We start from the raw sequence: 23717 nt of genomic DNA on the forward strand, positions 1-23717 counted from the left end.
ATAGAATTTACTTAATACTATATTACATTTTCTCCAAGATGTTAACCAATAATGCTCATTAATCGAGTTTTTACTTTTTCTTTTCCTAAAAGCTCGATGGCCTGCGGCAGATCAGGCCCATGGGTTTGGCCAGTAGTAGCTGAACGGATTGGCATGAACAGTTTCTTGCCCTTGTGGCCTGTTGATTTTTGCACAGCCTTCATGGCCGCTTTAATTTCATCCGCTTTGAACTCTGACATATTATCAATTTCCTGCAGGAAAGCAGACAGCACTTCAGGAACCTGCTCTTCAGCCAGAACTTCCTTCGCTTCTTCATCAACTGTCATTTCTTCTGTAAAGAACAGTTCTGAAAGCTCAGCAATTTGAGCGCCATAGCTCATTTTTTCCTGATAAAGAGTGATCAGGCTTCTAACCCAATCTTCATTTTCCTGCTTCCAGTTTTCACTGATCTTACCTGCCTTTACCAGGTGAGGGGCTGAAATGGCCACCAGACGGTCTTGATCAAGCTTCTTCATGTACTGGTTATTCATCCACTCAAGCTTCTGCTTATCGAAAAGGGCAGGAGATTTTGATAATCTGCTTTCATCAAAAATATCAATGAATTCTTCTTTGGAGAAGATTTCTTCCTCGCCTGCAGGAGACCAGCCAAGCAGAGCAATAAAGTTAAAGAGCGCTTCCGGCAGATAGCCGAGCTCTTCATACTGCTCAATGAACTGGATAATTGTCTCGTCCCGCTTGCTCAGTTTTTTGCGGCTTTCATTGACAATCAGCGTCATATGGCCAAACGTCGGAATGTCCCAGCCTAATGCTTCGTATATCATCTGCTGCTTAGGCGTATTGGAGATATGGTCATCTCCGCGCAGGACATGAGAAATTTTCATAAGGTGGTCATCCACTGCTACGGCAAAGTTATAAGTAGGAGTGCCATCCTTTTTGACAATGACAAAATCGCCAAAGCCTTCAGATTCGAATGACACTTCGCCTTTTACCATGTCATTGAATGTCAATTCCCTGCCTTTTGGCACTAAGAAGCGGATGCTTGGCTTTCTGCCTTCTGCTTCCAGTGCAGCTCTTTCATCCTCTGTCAGATGACGGCATTTTCCTGAGTAAGCAGGAGTATCGCCTTTTGCAGATTGAGCTTCTCGCTCTGCTTCCAGTTCCTCTTCCGTACAATAGCATTTATAGGCATGCCCTTTGTCGAGCAATTCCATGTAGTATGTTTCATAGATATGATTTCTTTCAGATTGGCGGTATGGGCCAAATTCGCCTTCCTGGTCGATGCTCTCGTCCCAATCCATGCCAAGCCATTTTAAATAGTGAAGCTGGCTTTCTTCGCCGCCTTCAATATTCCTTTTCTTATCTGTATCCTCAATGCGGATGATGAATTTCCCGCCTTTGCTTCTTGCAAACAAATAGTTGAAAAGCGCCGTTCTTGCATTTCCGATATGCAAATGTCCAGTCGGACTCGGAGCATAGCGGACGCGGATTTCATTTGACATACTAATTGCCTCCTTAAAATCTTAACGATAAAGTGAAACTCAATCAGTGGTACAACTATGGGGATTTGTTGCTGATACAAACGATAGAACACTTATTTGCTCATTTAGCCAACTTTCCCGCTACTGATTGCTGGTTGAACCAATCGGGCCTATACGGGCAGTTTGACTCCCGCGTATCTCCCTTGGAATCCTTTGAGTCCAAAATCGGGAGTCTTACTGCCCATTAGACTGCAATAAGCTATATTTTAACACTCAGGTTTTTCTTCTGAAAGGTAATTTTACTGGCTCTCTTTCTTTTTCAGCAAAACAGCGGCCTGGGAGGCGATTCCCTCCCCCGTCCTGTAAATCCAAGCTTTTCTGTAGTTGTTGCTTTCACATTAATATTTTCTTTCCCAGTTTCCAGAAGCTCTGCAATCCGCTCCTGCATTTTCCCGATATGAGGTGCCATTTTCGGCTTCTGGGCAATGATGGTGCAGTCTGCATTAACCAGCTCATACCCTTTTTCTTTTACGATTCCCCACACATGCGCGAGCAGCTTCGCAGAATCGGCATCCTTGAATTCAGGATCAGTATCAGGAAAATGCCGACCAATGTCTCCTTCTCCAATTGCTCCAAGGCAGGCATCGGCCACTGTATGCAGCAGGACATCTGCATCTGAATGCCCCAGCAGCCCTTTCTCATATGGTATTTCAATACCCCCGATAATCAGCGGGCGTCCTTCTGCAAACTGATGAACATCAAAACCTTGTCCAATCCGAAACATTATACAATCTCCTTTATATATGACTTCTTTTCTTTATAATTGCTTCCGCAAAATAAATATCTTCTGGTGTAGTCAGCTTAATATTATCGTAACTTCCTTGAACAATCACCACTTCATTGCCTAAACGCTCCACAAGGCTGGCATCATCTGTTCCCAGGAAGCCGTCTTCCTCGGCCTTGCGGTGTGCCTCAAGCAGGGAAGAAACACGAAAGGCCTGTGGAGTTTGAACAGCCCACAGGCAGGAACGTTCAAGTGTTTCTGTAATTAAATTTCCGTCAGCTTTTTTAACTGTATCCTTCAGCGGTACTGCAAGAACAGCAGCTCCTTTTTCCCATGCTGCTTTCACCAGCGGCTGCAGTAAATCCCGGGTAATAAAAGGGCGGGCAGCGTCATGAACCAGCACCACTTGCTCACCCGAAACCGCCTTGGCCGCATTATAGACGCTATGCTGCCTTTCCTGCCCGCCTTCTGCCATAGCGGCCACTTTCGTAATCTGATGCTCTTTTAACAGAATGCGTATTTCTTCCTCATCCTGAGGATTGATTGCCAGATAAATGCCCGTGCATTCCGCGTCACTTTCAAAAACTCTTAACGTATGTATAAACACAGGGACATTCCCGATTTCCAGGAGAAGCTTATTCTTTCCGGCTCCCATTCTTTTCCCCTGCCCGGCCGCCGGGAGAATCACTTGATAATTCATATTATGGCTCCTATCTTTTAAAAAAGCAGGAAAAAGGCAGGGAAAGCAATCTCCCTGCACATTCTGTCCTACTTTCTATCATACATTATAAAGCTTTTTCCAGAAGCTTAGGTTTTGCAAAGATCATTCGTCCGGCTGATGTCTGCAGAACACTTGTGACAAGAACATCGATATGTTTGCCAATATAATTTCTGCCTTCTTCCACTACAATCATCGTGCCGTCGTCCAGATAAGCAATTCCCTGATTCTGTTCCTTGCCGTCCTTAATAACCTGTACCTTCATTTCTTCGCCTGGAAGCACAACCGGTTTGACGGCATTTGCCAGGTCATTAATATTGAGGACTGCCACTTTTTGCAGTTCACATACTTTGTTTAAGTTAAAGTCATTGGTCACAACGACGCCATTCGTCAGCTTAGCCAGCTTCACGAGCTTGCTGTCCACCTCTTGGATTTCTTCAAAATCGCCTTCATAGATTTCCACATTAATCGAAAGCTCTTTTTGGATCCGATTCAGTATATCCAGACCCCGTCTGCCACGGTTGCGCTTTAATACATCTGAAGAATCAGCAATGTGCTGAAGCTCTTCGAGTACAAACTGAGGAATGACAATCGTACCTTCCAGAAAGCCCGTCTGACAGATATCAGCAATGCGTCCATCGATAATAACGCTGGTATCAAGAATCTTGAGTGAGTTTTTGGGTGCAGCTTCAGGTTCGGGTTCTTCTTCACTGCTCTTCTTTTTCTTGCTTGAAATTAAACTTAAAAGCTCATCCCGCTTTTTAAAGCCCACCTGAAATCCTAGATAGCCGAACAGGAGCGTCAGAACAATCGGAGCAACGGTATTCAGAATCGGGACCTCAATCGCATTTAATGCATATCCGATTAAAAAGGCAATGACTAATCCAAAAACCAGGCCGACACTTCCAAAAATAATATCTGTTATAGGTACTTTTACCAGTGATTCTTCTGCCCATCTCACGAAATTGACGACATGATCAACCGCCCAAAAAGTTAAAAGATAAAAAATAATAGCACCTAAAATGGCGGACACATATGGATTATTTAAAAGAGGAATGTCATCTAAACTGATTAATTTTAATAAGTCAGGAATCAAAAATATACCCAGCGTTACCCCGATAATAAGGAAGCATGCCTGTACAATACGTTTTAACATTCCGTCACCTCCTTTTAATCATTATAAACAAATTCACAAAATTGAAACCCTGAATCCGGGGGATTTTCAATTTTTCCCTAATAATTATTTCACGATAGTAAAAAAGTCTTTATACTGCTTAAATTTTTACTTCTACACACTTTAAGGGTAGCACCATTGGCAATAAACTGTCAAATAATTAACTTATCATTTTAGCATAACTAATTACATAGTTCAATGGTCTCTTTATAGCTGACGGTCCGCAAAAACCTGCTCTTTTATGAGCTTAAGTCCTTCTTTAATTTTTCTGGCCCTTACCTCTCCGATTCCTTCTACCTCATCGAGCTCCTCTACTGTCGCCGTGATGATATTCGGAAATTCTTCAAACCGGTTAATCAGATTGTCGATAATAATCGGCGGAAGGCGGGGAACTTTATTCAGCATGCGGTAGCCGCGGGGGCATTTGAATTCTTCCGTATGAATATACCCATTGTAGCCAAGAAGCTTAAGAATGACAGAGTCTTCGAGCATTTCTCCTTTTGATAGCTCCTGAAGCTTAACAATTGCATCCCTTGAGTCGATGTCCCTGGATTGAGCATAGTCTTTTATAATCCATTCTGCTTCTCTTTCAAGCTCCATCAGCAGCTCATTCATCTGGAGCCGAATCAGCCTTCCTTCAGTACCCAGTTCACTTAAATAGGTGAGCAGTTCATTTTTAATGCGCAGAACCATTTCGATATTATGAAAAACATGCAGGATGTCACTGTATGTAACAAGCTCTTCAAATTCCAGGATGCTAAGGTTGCCGATGCTCTGTTCAAGAACGACCTTATACTTTTCAAGAGTCTGCACGGCTACATTCGCCTTAGTTAAAATGACGCCAATATCACGCAGGGCATAGCGTGAATGGCCTTTATAAAGGGTAATGACATTTCGTCTCTGGGAAATGGCAATCACTAATGCGCCTGTTTGCCTGGCAACCCGCTCAGCCGTCCGGTGCCGCATGCCCGTTTCGGTTGAAGGTACACCAGGATCGGGAGCCAGCTGAGCATTAGCAATGAGAATCTTGTTCCCTTCTTCATTTAAAATAATGGCTCCATCCATCTTGGCCAGTTCATACAAATAGCTTGGCGAAAATGGGCAATTGATTTGGAACCCGCCATCAACAAGGTTACTCAACTTTTCCTTTGAGCCCAATACAATCAGCCCGCCTGTATTAGCGCGAAGAACATTATCAATCCCTTCCCTGATAGGCGTACCCGGAGCCATGAACCGAAGGATTTCACTCATCGTTTTTTCGCCCATTTTTTTAGTCTCCATCTTTATCCCCCTAACGCAGCCTTAAGAGCTTCACCGACCGAACTTACTCCGATTAGTTCAATTCCTCCCGGTGCGCTCCAGCCGCCAAGATTGTTCGCCGGCAGGATAACCCGCTCAAAACCCAGCTTGGCTGCCTCCTGCACTCTTTGTTCTATTCTTGATACTCTCCTGACCTCTCCTGTGAGTCCTACTTCTCCGATGATGCAGTCTGTTGCCTTTGTTGGCTTATCCCGAAAGCTTGACGCAATACTCACAGCAATGGCCAGATCAATAGCCGGTTCATCAAGCTTCACTCCGCCAGCGACTTTTAAGTATGCATCCTGATTTTGCAGGAGCATCCCGACCCGTTTTTCCAAAACCGCCATCAGGAGCGGAACCCGGTTATGATCAATTCCTGTCGCCATTCGTCTTGGATTTCCAAAGCTTGTTGGAGAAATCAGCGCCTGAATTTCAACCAGGACTGGCCTCGTTCCTTCCATAGAAGCAACGACTGTTGAACCGGCAGCTCCCTGTGACCGCTCTTCCAGGAAAATTTCTGACGGGTTAGCCACTTCCTCAAGCCCAAATTCCTTCATTTCAAAAATGCCCATCTCGTTTGTTGAGCCAAATCTGTTTTTCACTGCCCGCAGGATCCGGTATGTATGATGGCGTTCACCCTCAAAGTACAAAACCGTATCAACCATATGCTCCAGAAGTCTTGGACCGGCAATGGACCCTTCCTTTGTAACATGCCCTACGATAAAAATGGCAATTCCCTTCGTTTTGCCGATGCGCATTAGCTCAGCGGTACATTCCCGGACCTGAGAAACGCTGCCAGGCGCTGATGTCACTTCAGGATGAAAGATCGTCTGAATGGAGTCTATAATGACAAAGTCAGGACTCACTGAATCAATTGTTCTGCTGATTTCATCAAGGCTGGTTTCCGAGTAAACAAGCAGACTGTCTGAAGAAACACCTAAGCGGTCAGCACGCAGCTTCGTCTGACGCATGGATTCTTCCCCTGATATATAAAGAACAGAATGCTTCCTGTTCGCCAGCTGTGATGACACTTGAAGAAGAAGCGTTGATTTCCCGATGCCCGGATCTCCCCCAATAAGAACAAGGGAACCTCTAACGATTCCTCCCCCAAGGACACGGTTTAATTCTATTAAATCGGTATGTATGCGTGGTTCGCTGACTGTTTCAATGGATGTAATCGGTGTAGCTTTCGCCGCTATGGCAGAGCCCTGTGAATGAGCAAAAGCGCCCCTTCTCGTTGAAGCAGGCTTCTCCACCTCTTCCACCATCGTATTCCACTGTCCGCATCCCGGACATTTCCCCATCCACTTCGGTGATTCATAGCCGCATTCCTGGCACATGAATTTCGTTTTTCTTTTAGCCATACTTCTTCCCCTCTCTGTACACATTCATCCAGCCGTATTAAAGGAAATCTTAATATTACCGGCCTTGCATGAAAGAACCAGTGATGACAGAAGTACGGTTTACTTCCTATTCCCTTTTCCAACGGGTCTTAAAATGTTTTTGTCCTGATATCTCTTTCTCTCTTAAAATTAACATAAAACGGCAGAATAAACCTCTTTTAAGGCTGTAATGAAAAAATGGGCTGATAGAGTACAAAAAGGTACACGTATAACAGGGACGTGTACCTTTTTGCTGTGTAAAATCTATTGATGCTTTATTAGGGGTTCGTTAACCTTATTTCTGAAGATTTGCTGTTCCGCTTGGTTCAGCCGTTTTCACAACAAATTCTCCATCCTTTACATCGATTACCACGGATTGCCCGGTTAGGACTGTGCCCTTTAACAGCTCTTCGGATAAGCGGTCTTCAATATGCTTTTGAATAGCCCGGCGAAGCGGACGTGCACCGTACTCAGGATCATAACCCTCAACCGAGATTTTTTCTTTGGCTGCATCCGTCAATTCCAGTGTAATATCCTGTTCCTTCAATCGTTTCGTTAAAGTGTCAGACATCAGCGAAACAATTTCCTGAAGATGCTTTTTCTCCAATGCATGGAAAACGATGATTTCATCGATACGATTCAGGAATTCCGGTCGGAAGGACTTTTTCATCTCCTCCATTACTTTTCCTTTCATATCTTTGTAATCCTGTTCCCCATCCTGGATGTTAAAACCAACGTATTTGTTCCGCTTAAGTGCTTCAGCACCTACATTGGATGTCATAATCAGAACGGTATTGCGGAAATCAACGGTTCTGCCCTTAGAGTCTGTTAATCTTCCGTCTTCCAATACCTGTAAAAGGATGTTGAATACATCAGGATGCGCCTTTTCAATTTCATCCAGCAGCACAACAGAATATGGCTTTCTGCGGACTTTTTCGGTTAACTGCCCGCCTTCTTCATATCCTACATAGCCCGGAGGTGAACCTACCAGACGGGATGTGGAGTGTTTCTCCATGTATTCTGACATATCGATGCGGATCATCGCATCCTCGTCACCGAACATCGCTTCTGCTAATGCACGGGCTAGCTCCGTTTTACCTACACCAGTCGGCCCAAGGAATACAAAAGAGCCAATCGGGCGCTTCGGATCTTTAAGGCCTGCACGGGCACGGCGGACAGCCTTCGAAATGGCCTTAACCGCTTCTTCCTGTCCGATTACACGGGAATGAAGAATTTCTTCCAGGTTCAGAAGCTTTTCTGTTTCTGTTTGGGCCAGCTTCGATACAGGGATTCCAGTCCAGCTGGCCACAACATTGGCGATGTCCTCAACCGTCACTTCACTGTTCTCTTTGCCCTGCTTTTCTTTCCATGTTTTCTTCGTTTCTTCAAGCTGTTCGCGCAGGCGCTGCTCTGTATCTCTTAAGGAAGCCGCCTTTTCAAATTCCTGGCTTTGAACGGCAGCATCTTTCTCTTTCCTTACATCCTCGAGTTTAACCTCCAGCTCTTTCAGGTTTGGAGGGGTAGTATAAGAGCGAAGTCTTACCTTCGAACCCGCTTCGTCAATTAAATCAATCGCTTTATCTGGAAGGAAGCGGTCTGAGATGTAGCGGTCTGATAGTTTTACAGCCGCTTGAATGGCTGCATCCGTAATCGTCACGCGATGGTGTGCCTCATAACGGTCACGAAGACCTTCAAGAATCTGTACTGATTCTTCCGCAGTAGGCTCATCAACCGTAATAGGCTGGAATCTTCTTTCAAGTGCCGCATCCTTTTCAATGTATTTTCTGTATTCATCAAGAGTTGTTGCACCTATGCACTGAAGTTCACCGCGTGCCAGAGAAGGCTTTAAGATGTTGGAAGCATCTATAGCCCCTTCTGCTCCGCCTGCACCTATTAATGTATGAAGCTCGTCAATGAATAAAATAATGTTTCCGGCCTGCCTGATTTCATCCATTACCTTCTTCAGGCGGTCTTCAAATTCACCGCGATACTTCGTTCCAGCTACAACTGTACCCATATCAAGCGTCATAACCCTTTTATCACGAAGAGTCTCCGGCACTTCGTTATTAATGATCTGCTGTGCCAGGCCTTCTGCAATGGCTGTTTTACCTACACCAGGCTCACCGATCAAAACCGGGTTGTTTTTCGTCCTGCGGCTTAATACTTCGATTACGCGCTGAATTTCTTTGCTTCGCCCAATAACCGGATCCAGGCTTCCTTCTCTGGCAATAGCAGTCAAGTCACGTGCCAATCCATCCAGTGTCGGTGTGTTCGCATTGGCTGCGGACCCTCCCTGATGGCTGCCGGACTCATTGCTGCCTAATAGCTGAAGCACTTGCTGACGCGCTTTATTGAGGCTGACTCCTAGGTTATTCAACACTCTCGCTGCCACGCCTTCGCCCTCGCGGATCAGGCCAAGCAGGATATGCTCTGTTCCTACATAAGAATGGCCAAGCTTTCTTGCTTCGTCCATGGAAAGTTCAATAACTTTCTTGGCACGCGGTGTATAGTGAATGGTCTGGGAAGCATCCTGCCCCCTGCCGATTAAATTCTCAACCTCTTTTTGGATCTTATCAGAGCCGAGGCCTAAAGCATACAAAGCTTTTGCAGCAATGCCTTCACCTTCGCGTACAAGCCCCAGCAGAATATGCTCTGTTCCGATGTTGTTATGTCCTAAACGGATTGCTTCCTCCTGTGCTAAAGCCAATACTTTTTGAGCTCTTTCCGTAAATCGTCCGAACATCATATTTTCATCCTCCCAACTCTTGATCTTCCATTTTTAATCTTTCCCTGATTAATGAAGCCCTGCGGATATCGCGTTCATGCGGTCTCAGCGGCCCGCCTGCATATTGCTGCAGGAATCCGGGCTGTGTCAGGATCATCAGCTCATTCAATATATTTTTTGATATGTTTTTAATGTACTTCATATCAATCCCCAGGCGAACATCAGACAAGCATTGTGCTGCTTCCTTTGATTCAATGATCCGGCTATTTGATAAAATGCCATAAGAGCGGAAGACTCTGTCTTCTAATTGTATGTTAGAAGTCTTTGCTAATGCTTCCCTTGCCGATCTTTCCTGAGAAATCAGCTGGCTGACAACGCTTTTCAGATCCTCTGCGATATCCTCTTCTGATTTTCCGAGAGTGATCTGATTTGAAACTTGAAAGATGTTACCTAAAGCTTCGCTGCCCTCCCCGTAAATTCCTCTAACAACTAAACCAAGCTGGTTAATTGCCGGAATAATCCGGTTCATTTGCTGTGTGAGAACGAGGCCCGGCAAATGCATCATAACCGATGCCCTGAGCCCTGTACCTACATTTGTGGGACAGCTTGTTAAAAAGCCAATATTTTCATCAAATGCATAATCGGCTTCTTCCTCCAGCCAATCATCAATTTCATTCGCCATACTTAAGGCTTCAGAAAGCTGAAACCCCGGAAACAGGCATTGAATCCTTATATGGTCTTCTTCATTAATCATGATGCTGACTTCTTCATTTTCAGAAAGAAGGCAGGCACCATAAGTTGAATTCTCAGCAAGATGGGGACTGATCAGATGCTTTTCCATCAGCACTCTTTTTTGAAGAGGCTGAAGGCGATCCATTAATAAAAGCTCCATTTCCCCAAGTTTCGAAAAAGAAGAATGCTCCACCCTCGCCTTTATTTTTTCAATGACTGCTTCTGCTTCTTCATTTGAAAATAAAGTGGGGAATTTATATTGCTTTATATTGCGGGCAAGCCTGATTCGTGAACTTAATACAATATCGGAATCAGGACCTTCCGCACTCATCCAGGAGCTAATAGCTTGATTCATGAAACGTTCCAGCGACAAGCTTACTCCCCTCCCTTTTGATCGGCATTGAGCTGCTTTTCCAATTTCCTTATTTCGTCCCTCAATTCTGCCGCTCTTTCAAACTCTTCTTTGGCAATCATTTCTTTTAAATTGTTTTTTAAATCATCAATATTCCTTCGCAAGTGAATGGTTCCCCCGATTCGCGCAGGAATTTTTCCGCTGTGTGAGAAATTCCCGCTGTGTAGCCTTCTAAGAATTGGGTTCAATTGATCTTTAAAGGTCTCATAGCAGTTGGCGCATCCAAAGCGGCCTACTTTAATAAACTGCTGAAAGGTGAGGGAACATTGCTCACACTGCAGGACTTTCTCCTGCTGAAAAGCATCCTGGCCCGATTCCTGAAAGGCAGGCTGAATATTCAGAAGACCAGCAAGCAAGTTGTTTATTGAAAAACCAGACCCGCTGCCCAGCATAAACATTTCACCTTTTTCCTGTGCGCATTTCTCGCAAAGATGAAACTCTGCTTTCTCGCCATTTACAACCTTTGTAAAGTGCAGCGTGGCCGGCCTTTGGTTACATTCCTGACAAATCATGACGTCACCTCTCCAGCTCACTACTATTTATATTTCAAAGTGGTTAACATTGCCTTAAGCATTCTTGCCCTCAGCTCATCCCTGAATGGAAGATCAATATACAGAACAGAGCGGTCTATAACACTAAGCATTATTTTAGCTTCCCTATGTGTTATAATCTCTTCTTCTACCAGACGGTAAATGACATTCTCTGCACTGCTCTGGGCAATCCTGCTTTGAACCAATGAAATTAACTGGTCAATTAAATCAGCATGGTCATAGGACTGGACTTTCATAATCCGGATGAAGCCCCCGCCTCCCCGCTTACTTTCTACTGCATAGCCTTTCTCAATCGTGAAACGGGTGTTGATCACATAATTGATCTGAGAAGGAACACACTGGAACTTATCAGCAATTTCACTTCTTTTAATTTCCACGATTTCCCTTTCGCTCTTCTCTAAAACCTGTTTTAGATAATTTTCAATTATGTCGGATATATTCCTCACCAGGCCTCCCCCTATCTGACTTTGACTATATTTGACATTAATTATACATGATTTATGTAATTTCTTGCAATTGGCGGGTATTAATAATTTTCCCCCATTTTTTGACTTCCCAAACCTGAAAATGGAAGTTAATGTCGATAACAATATATTTTTGATTGGGCGGGTTTGTGCTTGGATGGGAGAAGTTTTTTTGGAGGCTGGGAAGTGTTTTGCGCTTGATTGCCAGATGGACAGATGATATGGTTAGCTGTCCTGGCTTGATGTTCGGTCGGAATAGAGAGATGGAATCCTGCAGAATGGCTGAATGAACCTGCTGAATGCCCTGATTCTGGATTCTATGAAGCTGCGATGCAGTTAGCGATACTTTTATCTAGCATGAATTGAGCTTTATGAAGTAAACTCACATTTAGCCCAATTTCCCACTAAAAAGCAGAGTCCAAATAAGAAATTTGTATTCAATAAATCTCCAGACATACAAAAAAGAGCACCCATCAGGTGCTCTTTCATATGCCCGGCAGCGTCCTACTCTCACAGGGGGACAGCCCCCAACTACCATCGGCGCTGAGAAGCTTAACTTCCGTGTTCGGTATGGGAACGGGTGTGACCTTCTCGCTATCGCCACCGGACTATTTGGTTGAAGAAACTTCGTTCCCTCAAAACTAGATAATGTATGAAGAAGTATTTGCCGAGTATTCACCAATGACTTGTCTAGCTTCGGCTCCTAACTTCTCGGCCGTTTCGATCCGTCCCTCCAAATCCCAAAACCAGGATTTGAATGGCCGGCTCTCCAACGTCTCTCGAAGTTGAACAGTCGCCTCCGCTTTTCGTTTTGGTTAAGTCCTCGATCGATTAGTATCAGTCAGCTCCACATGTCGCCACGCTTCCACCTCTGACCTATCAACCTGATCATCTTTCAGGGATCTTACTAGCTTGACGCTATGGGAAATCTCATCTCGAGGGGGCTTCATGCTTAGATGCTTTCAGCACTTATCCCTTCCGCACATAGCTACCCAGCGATGCCTTTGGCAAGACAACTGGTACACCAGCGGTGCGTCCATCCCGGTCCTCTCGTACTAAGGACAGCTCCTCTCAAATTTCCTGCGCCCACGACGGATAGGGACCGAACTGTCTCACGACGTTCTGAACCCAGCTCGCGTACCGCTTTAATGGGCGAACAGCCCAACCCTTGGGACCGACTACAGCCCCAGGATGCGATGAGCCGACATCGAGGTGCCAAACCTCCCCGTCGATGTGGACTCTTGGGGGAGATAAGCCTGTTATCCCCGGGGTAGCTTTTATCCGTTGAGCGATGGCCCTTCCATGCGGAACCACCGGATCACTAAGCCCGACTTTCGTCCCTGCTCGACTTGTAGGTCTCGCAGTCAAGCTCCCTTGTGCCTTTACACTCTGCGAATGATTTCCAACCATTCTGAGGGAACCTTTGGGCGCCTCCGTTACTTTTTAGGAGGCGACCGCCCCAGTCAAACTGCCCACCTGACACTGTCTCCCGCCCCGATAAGGGGCGCGGGTTAGAATTTCAATACAGCCAGGGTAGTATCCCACCGACGCCTCCACCGAAGCTGGCGCTCCGGCTTCTCAGGCTCCTACCTATCCTGTACAAGCTGTACCAAAATTCAATATCAGGCTACAGTAAAGCTCCACGGGGTCTTTCCGTCCTGTCGCGGGTAACCTGCATCTTCACAGGTACTATAATTTCACCGAGTCTCTCGTTGAGACAGTGCCCAGATCGTTACGCCTTTCGTGCGGGTCGGAACTTACCCGACAAGGAATTTCGCTACCTTAGGACCGTTATAGTTACGGCCGCCGTTTACTGGGGCTTCGATTCAAAGCTTCGCTTGCGCTAACCTCTCCTCTTAACCTTCCAGCACCGGGCAGGCGTCAGCCCCTATACTTCGCCTTGCGGCTTCGCAGAGACCTGTGTTTTTGCTAAACAGTCGCCTGGGCCTATTCACTGCGGCTCATCAGGGCTATTCACCCTAATGAGCACCCCTTCTCCCGAAGTTACGGGGTCATTTTGCCGAGTTCCTTAACGAGAGTTCTCTCGCTCACCTTAGGATTCTCTCCTCGCCTACCTGTGTCGGTTTGCGGTACGGGCACCTTTTCCCTCGCTAGAGGCTTTTCTTGGCAGTGTGGAATCAGGAACTTCGGTACTAAATTTCCCTCGCCGTCACAGCTCAGCCTATGTGGTAACGGGATTTGCCTCGTTACCGGCCTAACTGCTTGGACACGCTAATCCAGCAGCGTGCTTACCCTATCCTCCTGCGTCCCCCCATTGCTCAAACGGTAAAGAGGTGGTACAGGAATATCAACCTGTTGTCCATCGCCTACGCTTTTCAGCCTCGGCTTAGGTCCCGACTAACCCTGAGCGGACGAGCCTTCCTCAGGAAACCTTAGGCATTCGGTGGATGGGATTCTCACCCATCTTTCGCTACTCATACCGGCATTCTCACTTCTAAGCGCTCCACCAGTCCTTGCGGTCTGGCTTCAACGCCCTTAGAACGCTCTCCTACCACTGACATCGGAAGATGTCAATCCACAGCTTCGGTGACACGTTTAGCCCCGGTACATTTTCGGCGCGGAGTCACTCGACCAGTGAGCTATTACGCACTCTTTAAATGGTGGCTGCTTCTAAGCCAACATCCTGGTTGTCTAAGCAACTCCACATCCTTTTCCACTTAACGTATACTTTGGGACCTTAGCTGGTGGTCTGGGCTGTTTCCCTCTTGACTACGGATCTTATCACTCGCAGTCTGACTCCCATGGATAAGTCTTTGGCATTCGGAGTTTGTCTGAATTCGGTAACCCGATGGGGGCCCCTAGTCCAAACAGTGCTCTACCTCCAAGACTCTTACTACATGAGGCTAGCCCTAAAGCTATTTCGGAGAGAACCAGCTATCTCCAAGTTCGATTGGAATTTCTCCGCTACCCACACCTCATCCCCGCACTTTTCAACGTGCGTGGGTTCGGGCCTCCATCCAGTGTTACCTGGACTTCACCCTGGACATGGGTAGATCACCTGGTTTCGGGTCTACGACCACATACTCATTCGCCCTATTCAGACTCGCTTTCGCTGCGGCTCCGTCTCATCAACTTAACCTCGCATGTAATCGTAACTCGCCGGTTCATTCTACAAAAGGCACGCTATCACCCATTAACGGGCTCTAACTACTTGTAGGCACACGGTTTCAGGATCTCTTTCACTCCCCTTCCGGGGTGCTTTTCACCTTTCCCTCACGGTACTGGTTCACTATCGGTCACTAGGGAGTATTTAGCCTTGGGAGATGGTCCTCCCTGCTTCCGACGGGATTTCTCGTGTCCCGCCGTACTCAGGATCCACTCTGGAGGGAACGAAGTTTCAACTACAGGGCTTTTACCTTCTCTGGCCGGCCTTTCCAGACCTGTTCATTTACCTCGTTCCTTTGTAACTCCGTGTAGAGTGTCCTACAACCCCAAGAGGCAAGCCTCTTGGTTTGGGCTAATCCCGTTTCGCTCGCCGCTACTCAGGGAATCGCGTTTGCTTTCTCTTCCTCCGGGTACTTAGATGTTTCAGTTCCCCGGGTCTGCCTTCTATACCCTATGTATTCAGGTAAAGATCCTATCCCATTACGGATAGGGGTTTCCCCATTCGGAAATCTCCGGATCAAAGCTTACTTACAGCTCCCCGAAGCATATCGGTGTTAGTACCGTCCTTCATCGGCTCCTAGTGCCAAGGCATTCACCGTGCGCCCTTTCTAACTTAACCTACTTCGGCCAATGATAAGCGGCGAATCTCTGCGTCAGCTCCGTCACTGTGCTCCTCACGTACTCTCGTACGCTCCGGTGCTCGTTCGGTCGCTTCCTTGATCTTCTTGCTTCTCATTGCCCTCATGGTTTGTGCTCTTACTTCGTTTTAAAACAAAAATAAGAGAAAAAACTAAGATGGCGATTACTCGGTTATTGCTTCTTCATTAACATTATCTAGTTTTCAAAGAACGAATCTTTCATTGAGAGATTGAACTCTCAAAACTGAACGAACAAAACACGTCACGTTTCATGTAAATATCCTTAGAAAGGAGGTGATCCAGCCGCACCTTCCGATACGGCTACCTTGTTACGACTTCACCCCAATCATCTGTCCCACCTTAGGCGGCTGGCTCCAAAAGGTTACCCCACCGACTTCGGGTGTTACAAACTCTCGTGGTGTGACGGGCGGTGTGTACAAGGCCCGGGAACGTATTCACCGCGGCATGCTGATCCGCGATTACTAGCGATTCCGGCTTCATGCAGGCGAGTTGCAGCCTGCAATCCGAACTGAGAATGGTTTTATGGGATTCGCTTAACCTCGCGGTCTCGCAGCCCTTTGTACCATCCATTGTAGCACGTGTGTAGCCCAGGTCATAAGGGGCATGATGATTTGACGTCATCCCCACCTTCCTCCGGTTTGTCACCGGCAGTCACCTTAGAGTGCCCAACTGAATGCTGGCAACTAAGATCAAGGGTTGCGCTCGTTGCGGGACTTAACCCAACATCTCACGACACGAGCTGACGACAACCATGCACCACCTGTCATCCTGTCCCCCGAAGGGGAACGCCCTATCTCTAGGGTTGTCAGGAGATGTCAAGACCTGGTAAGGTTCTTCGCGTTGCTTCGAATTAAACCACATGCTCCACCGCTTGTGCGGGCCCCCGTCAATTCCTTTGAGTTTCAGCCTTGCGGCCGTACTCCCCAGGCGGAGTGCTTAATGCGTTTGCTGCAGCACTAAAGGGCGGAAACCCTCTAACACTTAGCACTCATCGTTTACGGCGTGGACTACCAGGGTATCTAATCCTGTTTGCTCCCCACGCTTTCGCGCCTCAGCGTCAGTTACAGACCAAAGAGTCGCCTTCGCCACTGGTGTTCCTCCACATCTCTACGCATTTCACCGCTACACGTGGAATTCCACTCTTCTCTTCTGCACTCAAGTTCCCCAGTTTCCAATGACCCTCCCCGGTTGAGCCGGGGGCTTTCACATCAGACTTAAGGAACCGCCTGCGCGCGCTTTACGCCCAATAATTCCGGACAACGCTTGCCACCTACGTATTACCGCGGCTGCTGGCACGTAGTTAGCCGTGGCTTTCTGGTTAGGTACCGTCAAGGTACCGGCAGTTACTCCGGTACTTGTTCTTCCCTAACAACAGAGTTTTACGATCCGAAAACCTTCATCACTCACGCGGCGTTGCTCCGTCAGACTTTCGTCCATTGCGGAAGATTCCCTACTGCTGCCTCCCGTAGGAGTCTGGGCCGTGTCTCAGTCCCAGTGTGGCCGATCACCCTCTCAGGTCGGCTACGCATCGTTGCCTTGGTGAGCCGTTACCTCACCAACTAGCTAATGCGCCGCGGGCCCATCTGTAAGTGATAGCCGAAACCATCTTTCAGCTTTCCCTCATGTGAGGGAAAGAATTATCCGGTATTAGCCCCGGTTTCCCGGAGTTATCCCAGTCTTACAGGCAGGTTGCCCACGTGTTACTCACCCGTCCGCCGCTGACTTCAGGGAGCAAGCTCCCATCTGTCCGCTCGACTTGCATGTATTAGGCACGCCGCCAGCGTTCGTCCTGAGCCAGGATCAAACTCTCCATATAAGAGTTGATTAAGCTCATAAGTTGTCTTTTCAAAAAAGACTAAAGAATTAACGTTGACGTTTTTGTTCGTTCAGTTTTCAAAGATCAATCCGCCGCTTGAGGCGACTTTATTATCTTATCAGGTTTAAACACCTGAGTCAATAACTTTTTTGAAAGTTTTTTTGGTGGAGCCTAGCGGGATCGAACCGCTGACCTCCTGCGTGCAAAGCAGGCGCTCTCCCAGCTGAGCTAAGGCCCCAATATTAATGGTCGGGAAGACAGGATTCGAACCTGCGACCCCTTGGTCCCAAACCAAGTGCTCTACCAAGCTGAGCTACTCCCCGTAATATGGCGCGCCCGAGAGGAGTCGAACCCCTAACCTTTTGATCCGTAGTCAAACGCTCTATCCAATTGAGCTACGGGCGCAATATAAAATTAAAATGGTGCCGAGGACCGGAATCGAACCGGTACGGTAGTCACCTACCGCAGGATTTTAAGTCCTGTGCGTCTGCCAGTTCCGCCACCCCGGCATAAAAATGGAGCGGAAGACGGGATTCGAACCCGCGACCCCCACCTTGGCAAGGTGATGTTCTACCACTGAACTACTTCCGCTTAAAGAATGGTGCGGGTGAAGGGAGTCGAACCCCCACGCCTTGCGGCGCCAGATCCTAAGTCTGGTGCGTCTGCCAATTCCGCCACACCCGCAATATGAAATTAAAATGGTGAGCCATGAAGGACTCGAACCTTCGACCCTCTGATTAAAAGTCAGATGCTCTACCGACTGAGCTAATGGCTCATAATTTTATGAGAATTCCTAAAGCCTGTTATGTGCAGTCAGATGTTCCAAAGCTAAACGCTTTGTCACAGATTGCTATTCAGATGAAGAAATTCACTGATGCTGCAATCTGCTCTACCGACTGAGCTAATGGCTCGTTGAAATGGTGCCGGCGAGAGGACTTGAACCCCCAACCTACTGATTACAAGTCAGTTGCTCTACCAATTGAGCTACACCGGCAAGTTGTATGGTGGAGGATGACGGGATCGAACCGCCGACCCTCTGCTTGTAAGGCAGATGCTCTCCCAGCTGAGCTAATCCTCCATAATATACGCCCGGCAGCGTCCTACTCTCACAGGGGGACAGCCCCCAACTACCATCGGCGCTGAGAAGCTTAACTTCCGTGTTCGGTATGGGAACGGGTGTGACCTTCTCGCTATCGCCACCGGACTATTTGGTTGAAGAAACTTCGTTCCCTCAAAACTAGATAATGCATGAAGAAGCATTTGCCGAGTATTCACCAATGACTTGTCTAGCTTCGGCTCCTAACTTCTCGGCCGTTTCGATCCGTCCCTCCAAATCCCAAAACCAGGATTTGAATGGCCGGCTCTCCAACGTCTCTCGAAGTTGAACAGTCGCCTCCGCTTTTCGTTTTGGTTAAGTCCTCGATCGATTAGTATCAGTCAGCTCCACATGTCGCCACGCTTCCACCTCTGACCTATCAACCTGATCATCTTTCAGGGATCTTACTAGCTTGACGCTATGGGAAATCTCATCTCGAGGGGGCTTCATGCTTAGATGCTTTCAGCACTTATCCCTTCCGCACATAGCTACCCAGCGATGCCTTTGGCAAGACAACTGGTACACCAGCGGTGCGTCCATCCCGGTCCTCTCGTACTAAGGACAGCTCCTCTCAAATTTCCTGCGCCCACGACGGATAGGGACCGAACTGTCTCACGACGTTCTGAACCCAGCTCGCGTACCGCTTTAATGGGCGAACAGCCCAACCCTTGGGACCGACTACAGCCCCAGGATGCGATGAGCCGACATCGAGGTGCCAAACCTCCCCGTCGATGTGGACTCTTGGGGGAGATAAGCCTGTTATCCCCGGGGTAGCTTTTATCCGTTGAGCGATGGCCCTTCCATGCGGAACCACCGGATCACTAAGCCCGACTTTCGTCCCTGCTCGACTTGTAGGTCTCGCAGTCAAGCTCCCTTGTGCCTTTACACTCTGCGAATGATTTCCAACCATTCTGAGGGAACCTTTGGGCGCCTCCGTTACTTTTTAGGAGGCGACCGCCCCAGTCAAACTGCCCACCTGACACTGTCTCCCGCCCCGATAAGGGGCGCGGGTTAGAATTTCAATACAGCCAGGGTAGTATCCCACCGACGCCTCCACCGAAGCTGGCGCTCCGGCTTCTCAGGCTCCTACCTATCCTGTACAAGCTGTACCAAAATTCAATATCAGGCTACAGTAAAGCTCCACGGGGTCTTTCCGTCCTGTCGCGGGTAACCTGCATCTTCACAGGTACTATAATTTCACCGAGTCTCTCGTTGAGACAGTGCCCAGATCGTTACGCCTTTCGTGCGGGTCGGAACTTACCCGACAAGGAATTTCGCTACCTTAGGACCGTTATAGTTACGGCCGCCGTTTACTGGGGCTTCGATTCAAAGCTTCGCTTGCGCTAACCTCTCCTCTTAACCTTCCAGCACCGGGCAGGCGTCAGCCCCTATACTTCGCCTTGCGGCTTCGCAGAGACCTGTGTTTTTGCTAAACAGTCGCCTGGGCCTATTCACTGCGGCTCATCAGGGCTATTCACCCTAATGAGCACCCCTTCTCCCGAAGTTACGGGGTCATTTTGCCGAGTTCCTTAACGAGAGTTCTCTCGCTCACCTTAGGATTCTCTCCTCGCCTACCTGTGTCGGTTTGCGGTACGGGCACCTTTTCCCTCGCTAGAGGCTTTTCTTGGCAGTGTGGAATCAGGAACTTCGGTACTAAATTTCCCTCGCCGTCACAGCTCAGCCTATGTGGTAACGGGATTTGCCTCGTTACCGGCCTAACTGCTTGGACACGCTAATCCAGCAGCGTGCTTACCCTATCCTCCTGCGTCCCCCCATTGCTCAAACGGTAAAGAGGTGGTACAGGAATATCAACCTGTTGTCCATCGCCTACGCTTTTCAGCCTCGGCTTAGGTCCCGACTAACCCTGAGCGGACGAGCCTTCCTCAGGAAACCTTAGGCATTCGGTGGATGGGATTCTCACCCATCTTTCGCTACTCATACCGGCATTCTCACTTCTAAGCGCTCCACCAGTCCTTGCGGTCTGGCTTCAACGCCCTTAGAACGCTCTCCTACCACTGACATCGGAAGATGTCAATCCACAGCTTCGGTGACACGTTTAGCCCCGGTACATTTTCGGCGCGGAGTCACTCGACCAGTGAGCTATTACGCACTCTTTAAATGGTGGCTGCTTCTAAGCCAACATCCTGGTTGTCTAAGCAACTCCACATCCTTTTCCACTTAACGTATACTTTGGGACCTTAGCTGGTGGTCTGGGCTGTTTCCCTCTTGACTACGGATCTTATCACTCGCAGTCTGACTCCCATGGATAAGTCTTTGGCATTCGGAGTTTGTCTGAATTCGGTAACCCGATGGGGGCCCCTAGTCCAAACAGTGCTCTACCTCCAAGACTCTTACTACATGAGGCTAGCCCTAAAGCTATTTCGGAGAGAACCAGCTATCTCCAAGTTCGATTGGAATTTCTCCGCTACCCACACCTCATCCCCGCACTTTTCAACGTGCGTGGGTTCGGGCCTCCATCCAGTGTTACCTGGACTTCACCCTGGACATGGGTAGATCACCTGGTTTCGGGTCTACGACCACATACTCATTCGCCCTATTCAGACTCGCTTTCGCTGCGGCTCCGTCTCATCAACTTAACCTCGCATGTAATCGTAACTCGCCGGTTCATTCTACAAAAGGCACGCTATCACCCATTAACGGGCTCTAACTACTTGTAGGCACACGGTTTCAGGATCTCTTTCACTCCCCTTCCGGGGTGCTTTTCACCTTTCCCTCACGGTACTGGTTCACTATCGGTCACTAGGGAGTATTTAGCCTTGGGAGATGGTCCTCCCTGCTTCCGACGGGATTTCTCGTGTCCCGCCGTACTCAGGATCCACTCTGGAGGGAACGAAGTTTCAACTACAGGGCTTTTACCTTCTCTGGCCGGCCTTTCCAGACCTGTTCATTTACCTCGTTCCTTTGTAACTCCGTGTAGAGTGTCCTACAACCCCAAGAGGCAAGCCTCTTGGTTTGGGCTAATCCCGTTTCGCTCGCCGCTACTCAGGGAATCGCGTTTGCTTTCTCTTCCTCCGGGTACTTAGATGTTTCAGTTCCCCGGGTCTGCCTTCTATACCCTATGTATTCAGGTAAAGATCCTATCCCATTACGGATAGGGGGTTTCCCCATTCGGAAATCTCCGGATCAAAGCTTACTTACAGCTCCCCGAAGCATATCGGTGTTAGTACCGTCCTTCATCGGCTCCTAGTGCCAAGGCATTCACCGTGCGCCCTTTCTAACTTAACCTACTTCGGCCAATGATAAGCGGCGAATCTCTGCGTCAGCTCCGTCACTGTGCTCCTCACGTACTCTCGTACGCTCCGGTGCTCGTTCGGTCGCTTCCTTGATCTTCTTGCTTCTCATTGCCCTCATGGTTTGTGCTCTTACTTCGTTTTAAAACAAAAATAAGAGAAAAAACTAAGATGGCGATTACTCGGTTATTGCTTCTTCATTAACATTATCTAGTTTTCAAAGAACGAATCTTTCATTGAGAGATTGAACTCTCAAAACCGAACGAACAAAACACGTCACGTTTCATGTAAATATCCTTAGAAAGGAGGTGATCCAGCCGCACCTTCCGATACGGCTACCTTGTTACGACTTCACCCCAATCATCTGTCCCACCTTAGGCGGCTGGCTCCAAAAGGTTACCCCACCGACTTCGGGTGTTACAAACTCTCGTGGTGTGACGGGCGGTGTGTACAAGGCCCGGGAACGTATTCACCGCGGCATGCTGATCCGCGATTACTAGCGATTCCGGCTTCATGCAGGCGAGTTGCAGCCTGCAATCCGAACTGAGAATGGTTTTATGGGATTCGCTTAACCTCGCGGTCTCGCAGCCCTTTGTACCATCCATTGTAGCACGTGTGTAGCCCAGGTCATAAGGGGCATGATGATTTGACGTCATCCCCACCTTCCTCCGGTTTGTCACCGGCAGTCACCTTAGAGTGCCCAACTGAATGCTGGCAACTAAGATCAAGGGTTGCGCTCGTTGCGGGACTTAACCCAACATCTCACGACACGAGCTGACGACAACCATGCACCACCTGTCATCCTGTCCCCCGAAGGGGAACGCCCTATCTCTAGGGTTGTCAGGAGATGTCAAGACCTGGTAAGGTTCTTCGCGTTGCTTCGAATTAAACCACATGCTCCACCGCTTGTGCGGGCCCCCGTCAATTCCTTTGAGTTTCAGCCTTGCGGCCGTACTCCCCAGGCGGAGTGCTTAATGCGTTTGCTGCAGCACTAAAGGGCGGAAACCCTCTAACACTTAGCACTCATCGTTTACGGCGTGGACTACCAGGGTATCTAATCCTGTTTGCTCCCCACGCTTTCGCGCCTCAGCGTCAGTTACAGACCAAAGAGTCGCCTTCGCCACTGGTGTTCCTCCACATCTCTACGCATTTCACCGCTACACGTGGAATTCCACTCTTCTCTTCTGCACTCAAGTTCCCCAGTTTCCAATGACCCTCCCCGGTTGAGCCGGGGGCTTTCACATCAGACTTAAGGAACCGCCTGCGCGCGCTTTACGCCCAATAATTCCGGACAACGCTTGCCACCTACGTATTACCGCGGCTGCTGGCACGTAGTTAGCCGTGGCTTTCTGGTTAGGTACCGTCAAGGTACCGGCAGTTACTCCGGTACTTGTTCTTCCCTAACAACAGAGTTTTACGATCCGAAAACCTTCATCACTCACGCGGCGTTGCTCCGTCAGACTTTCGTCCATTGCGGAAGATTCCCTACTGCTGCCTCCCGTAGGAGTCTGGGCCGTGTCTCAGTCCCAGTGTGGCCGATCACCCTCTCAGGTCGGCTACGCATCGTTGCCTTGGTGAGCCGTTACCTCACCAACTAGCTAATGCGCCGCGGGTCCATCTGTAAGTGATAGCCGAAACCATCTTTCAGCTTTCCCTCATGTGAGGGAAAGAATTATCCGGTATTAGCCCCGGTTTCCCGGAGTTATCCCAGTCTTACAGGCAGGTTGCCCACGTGTTACTCACCCGTCCGCCGCTGACTTCAGGGAGCAAGCTCCCATCTGTCCGCTCGACTTGCATGTATTAGGCACGCCGCCAGCGTTCGTCCTGAGCCAGGATCAAACTCTCCATATAAGAGTTGATTAAGCTCATAAGTTGTCTTTTCAAAAAAGACTAAAGAATTAACGTTGACGTTTTTGTTCGTTCAGTTTTCAAAGATCAATCCGCCGCTCAAAGGCGACTTTATTATCTTATCAGATTCGATCACCTGAGTCAATAACTTTTTTTAAAAATCTTTTTTGTAAGTCGCTGTCTCGCAGCAACGAATATAAAT

At 48.2% G+C, this 23717-nt stretch carries 11 protein-coding genes, 9 tRNA genes, 6 rRNA genes and 1 pseudogene; all 27 read right to left on the bottom strand.

Annotated features, from left to right (window positions below; genetic code table 11):
* Positions 1-41: 41 nt before the first annotated feature.
* The gene (gltX, locus tag M5V91_RS21830; RefSeq protein ID WP_251175673.1) at positions 42-1499 is read right to left on the bottom strand and encodes a glutamate--tRNA ligase; all 1458 of its coding nucleotides are present in this window, start codon (positions 1497-1499) and stop codon (positions 42-44) included.
* A gap of 278 nt (positions 1500-1777) precedes the next feature.
* Positions 1778-2262 (bottom strand): annotated as a pseudogene (ispF, locus tag M5V91_RS21835) (2-C-methyl-D-erythritol 2,4-cyclodiphosphate synthase).
* A gap of 13 nt (positions 2263-2275) precedes the next feature.
* Positions 2276-2962 carry a 2-C-methyl-D-erythritol 4-phosphate cytidylyltransferase gene (gene ispD / locus M5V91_RS21840; protein WP_192908015.1) on the bottom strand — a complete coding sequence of 229 codons (687 nt, stop codon included), beginning with the start codon at positions 2960-2962 and terminating at the stop codon, positions 2276-2278.
* 85 nt (positions 2963-3047) lie between these two features.
* Positions 3048-4136: a PIN/TRAM domain-containing protein gene (locus M5V91_RS21845; protein WP_019382775.1), complete on the bottom strand. Its 1089-nt coding sequence runs from the start codon at positions 4134-4136 to the stop codon at positions 3048-3050.
* A 225-nt stretch (positions 4137-4361) separates the two neighbouring features.
* Entirely contained in the window at positions 4362-5435 is a 1074-nt protein-coding gene (gene disA, locus M5V91_RS21850) for a DNA integrity scanning diadenylate cyclase DisA (RefSeq protein ID WP_009336517.1), read from the bottom strand.
* A 2-nt stretch (positions 5436-5437) separates the two neighbouring features.
* Complete coding sequence (gene radA, locus M5V91_RS21855; protein WP_192908014.1) at positions 5438-6817, bottom strand: DNA repair protein RadA; 1380 nt, start codon at positions 6815-6817, stop codon at positions 5438-5440.
* A gap of 313 nt (positions 6818-7130) precedes the next feature.
* Entirely contained in the window at positions 7131-9581 is a 2451-nt protein-coding gene (gene clpC, locus M5V91_RS21860) for an ATP-dependent protease ATP-binding subunit ClpC (protein WP_009336514.1), read from the bottom strand.
* A 4-nt stretch (positions 9582-9585) separates the two neighbouring features.
* Entirely contained in the window at positions 9586-10665 is a 1080-nt protein-coding gene (gene mcsB / locus M5V91_RS21865) for a protein-arginine kinase McsB (RefSeq protein ID WP_009336512.1), read from the bottom strand.
* A gap of 2 nt (positions 10666-10667) precedes the next feature.
* Positions 10668-11216 (bottom strand): protein-arginine kinase activator protein McsA, encoded by a 549-nt coding sequence (mcsA, locus tag M5V91_RS21870; RefSeq protein WP_009336510.1) that lies wholly within the window; start codon positions 11214-11216, stop codon positions 10668-10670.
* Between the two features lie 23 nt (positions 11217-11239).
* Positions 11240-11701, bottom strand: a complete 462-nt coding sequence (locus M5V91_RS21875; protein WP_009336509.1) for a CtsR family transcriptional regulator — start codon at positions 11699-11701, stop codon at positions 11240-11242.
* A gap of 509 nt (positions 11702-12210) precedes the next feature.
* Positions 12211-12327, bottom strand: a 5S ribosomal RNA gene (gene rrf / locus M5V91_RS21880).
* A gap of 203 nt (positions 12328-12530) precedes the next feature.
* Positions 12531-15464, bottom strand: a 23S ribosomal RNA gene (locus M5V91_RS21885).
* Positions 15459-15590: a hypothetical protein gene (locus M5V91_RS21890; protein WP_258760818.1), complete on the bottom strand. Its 132-nt coding sequence runs from the start codon at positions 15588-15590 to the stop codon at positions 15459-15461. Before M5V91_RS21890 ends, M5V91_RS21885 begins: the two co-directional genes overlap by 6 nt.
* 180 nt (positions 15591-15770) lie before the next feature.
* Positions 15771-17320, bottom strand: a 16S ribosomal RNA gene (locus M5V91_RS21895).
* 162 nt (positions 17321-17482) lie between these two features.
* Positions 17483-17558: transfer RNA gene (locus M5V91_RS21900), tRNA-Ala, on the bottom strand.
* A gap of 8 nt (positions 17559-17566) precedes the next feature.
* A tRNA-Pro gene (locus tag M5V91_RS21905) sits at positions 17567-17643 on the bottom strand.
* Positions 17644-17648: 5 nt separating this feature from the next.
* Positions 17649-17725, bottom strand: a tRNA-Arg gene (locus tag M5V91_RS21910).
* A 15-nt stretch (positions 17726-17740) separates the two neighbouring features.
* Positions 17741-17829 (bottom strand) — tRNA-Leu (locus M5V91_RS21915).
* A gap of 7 nt (positions 17830-17836) precedes the next feature.
* A tRNA-Gly gene (locus tag M5V91_RS21920) sits at positions 17837-17911 on the bottom strand.
* An 8-nt stretch (positions 17912-17919) separates the two neighbouring features.
* A tRNA-Leu gene (locus M5V91_RS21925) sits at positions 17920-18004 on the bottom strand.
* Between the two features lie 15 nt (positions 18005-18019).
* A tRNA-Lys gene (locus tag M5V91_RS21930) sits at positions 18020-18095 on the bottom strand.
* Positions 18096-18238: 143 nt separating this feature from the next.
* A tRNA-Thr gene (locus tag M5V91_RS21935) sits at positions 18239-18314 on the bottom strand.
* An 8-nt stretch (positions 18315-18322) separates the two neighbouring features.
* Positions 18323-18398: transfer RNA gene (locus M5V91_RS21940), tRNA-Val, on the bottom strand.
* Between the two features lie 9 nt (positions 18399-18407).
* A 5S ribosomal RNA gene (gene rrf, locus M5V91_RS21945) occupies positions 18408-18524 on the bottom strand.
* A 203-nt stretch (positions 18525-18727) separates the two neighbouring features.
* Positions 18728-21662, bottom strand: a 23S ribosomal RNA gene (locus M5V91_RS21950).
* A complete protein-coding gene (locus M5V91_RS21955; protein ID WP_258760818.1) occupies positions 21657-21788 on the bottom strand; it encodes a hypothetical protein in 132 nt (43 codons plus the stop codon). The genes M5V91_RS21950 and M5V91_RS21955 overlap by 6 nt, the downstream gene beginning before the upstream one ends.
* Positions 21789-21968: 180 nt before the next feature.
* Positions 21969-23518 (bottom strand): 16S ribosomal RNA (locus M5V91_RS21960).
* Together the 16S, 23S and 5S rRNA genes with 9 tRNA genes alongside form the textbook arrangement of a ribosomal RNA operon.
* Positions 23519-23717: the final 199 nt, after the last annotated feature.

The sequence above is a fragment of the Cytobacillus pseudoceanisediminis genome, assembly GCF_023516215.1.
In the GTDB taxonomy this organism is placed as follows: domain Bacteria; phylum Bacillota; class Bacilli; order Bacillales; family Cytobacillaceae; genus Cytobacillus; species Cytobacillus pseudoceanisediminis.

Excerpts from the sequence above, each read along its gene's own strand:
- gltX (WP_251175673.1), bottom strand. The coding sequence starts at position 1,499 with ATGTCAAATGAAATCCGCGTCCGCTATGCTCCGAGTCCGACTGGACAT.
- ispD (WP_192908015.1), bottom strand. The coding sequence starts at position 2,962 with ATGAATTATCAAGTGATTCTCCCGGCGGCCGGGCAGGGGAAAAGAATG.
- M5V91_RS21845 (WP_019382775.1), bottom strand. The coding sequence starts at position 4,136 with ATGTTAAAACGTATTGTACAGGCATGCTTCCTTATTATCGGGGTAACG.
- disA (WP_009336517.1), bottom strand. The coding sequence starts at position 5,435 with ATGGAGACTAAAAAAATGGGCGAAAAAACGATGAGTGAAATCCTTCGG.
- radA (WP_192908014.1), bottom strand. The coding sequence starts at position 6,817 with ATGGCTAAAAGAAAAACGAAATTCATGTGCCAGGAATGCGGCTATGAA.
- clpC (WP_009336514.1), bottom strand. The coding sequence starts at position 9,581 with ATGATGTTCGGACGATTTACGGAAAGAGCTCAAAAAGTATTGGCTTTA.
- mcsA (WP_009336510.1), bottom strand. The coding sequence starts at position 11,216 with ATGATTTGTCAGGAATGTAACCAAAGGCCGGCCACGCTGCACTTTACA.
- M5V91_RS21890 (WP_258760818.1), bottom strand. The coding sequence starts at position 15,590 with ATGAGGGCAATGAGAAGCAAGAAGATCAAGGAAGCGACCGAACGAGCA.
- M5V91_RS21955 (WP_258760818.1), bottom strand. The coding sequence starts at position 21,788 with ATGAGGGCAATGAGAAGCAAGAAGATCAAGGAAGCGACCGAACGAGCA.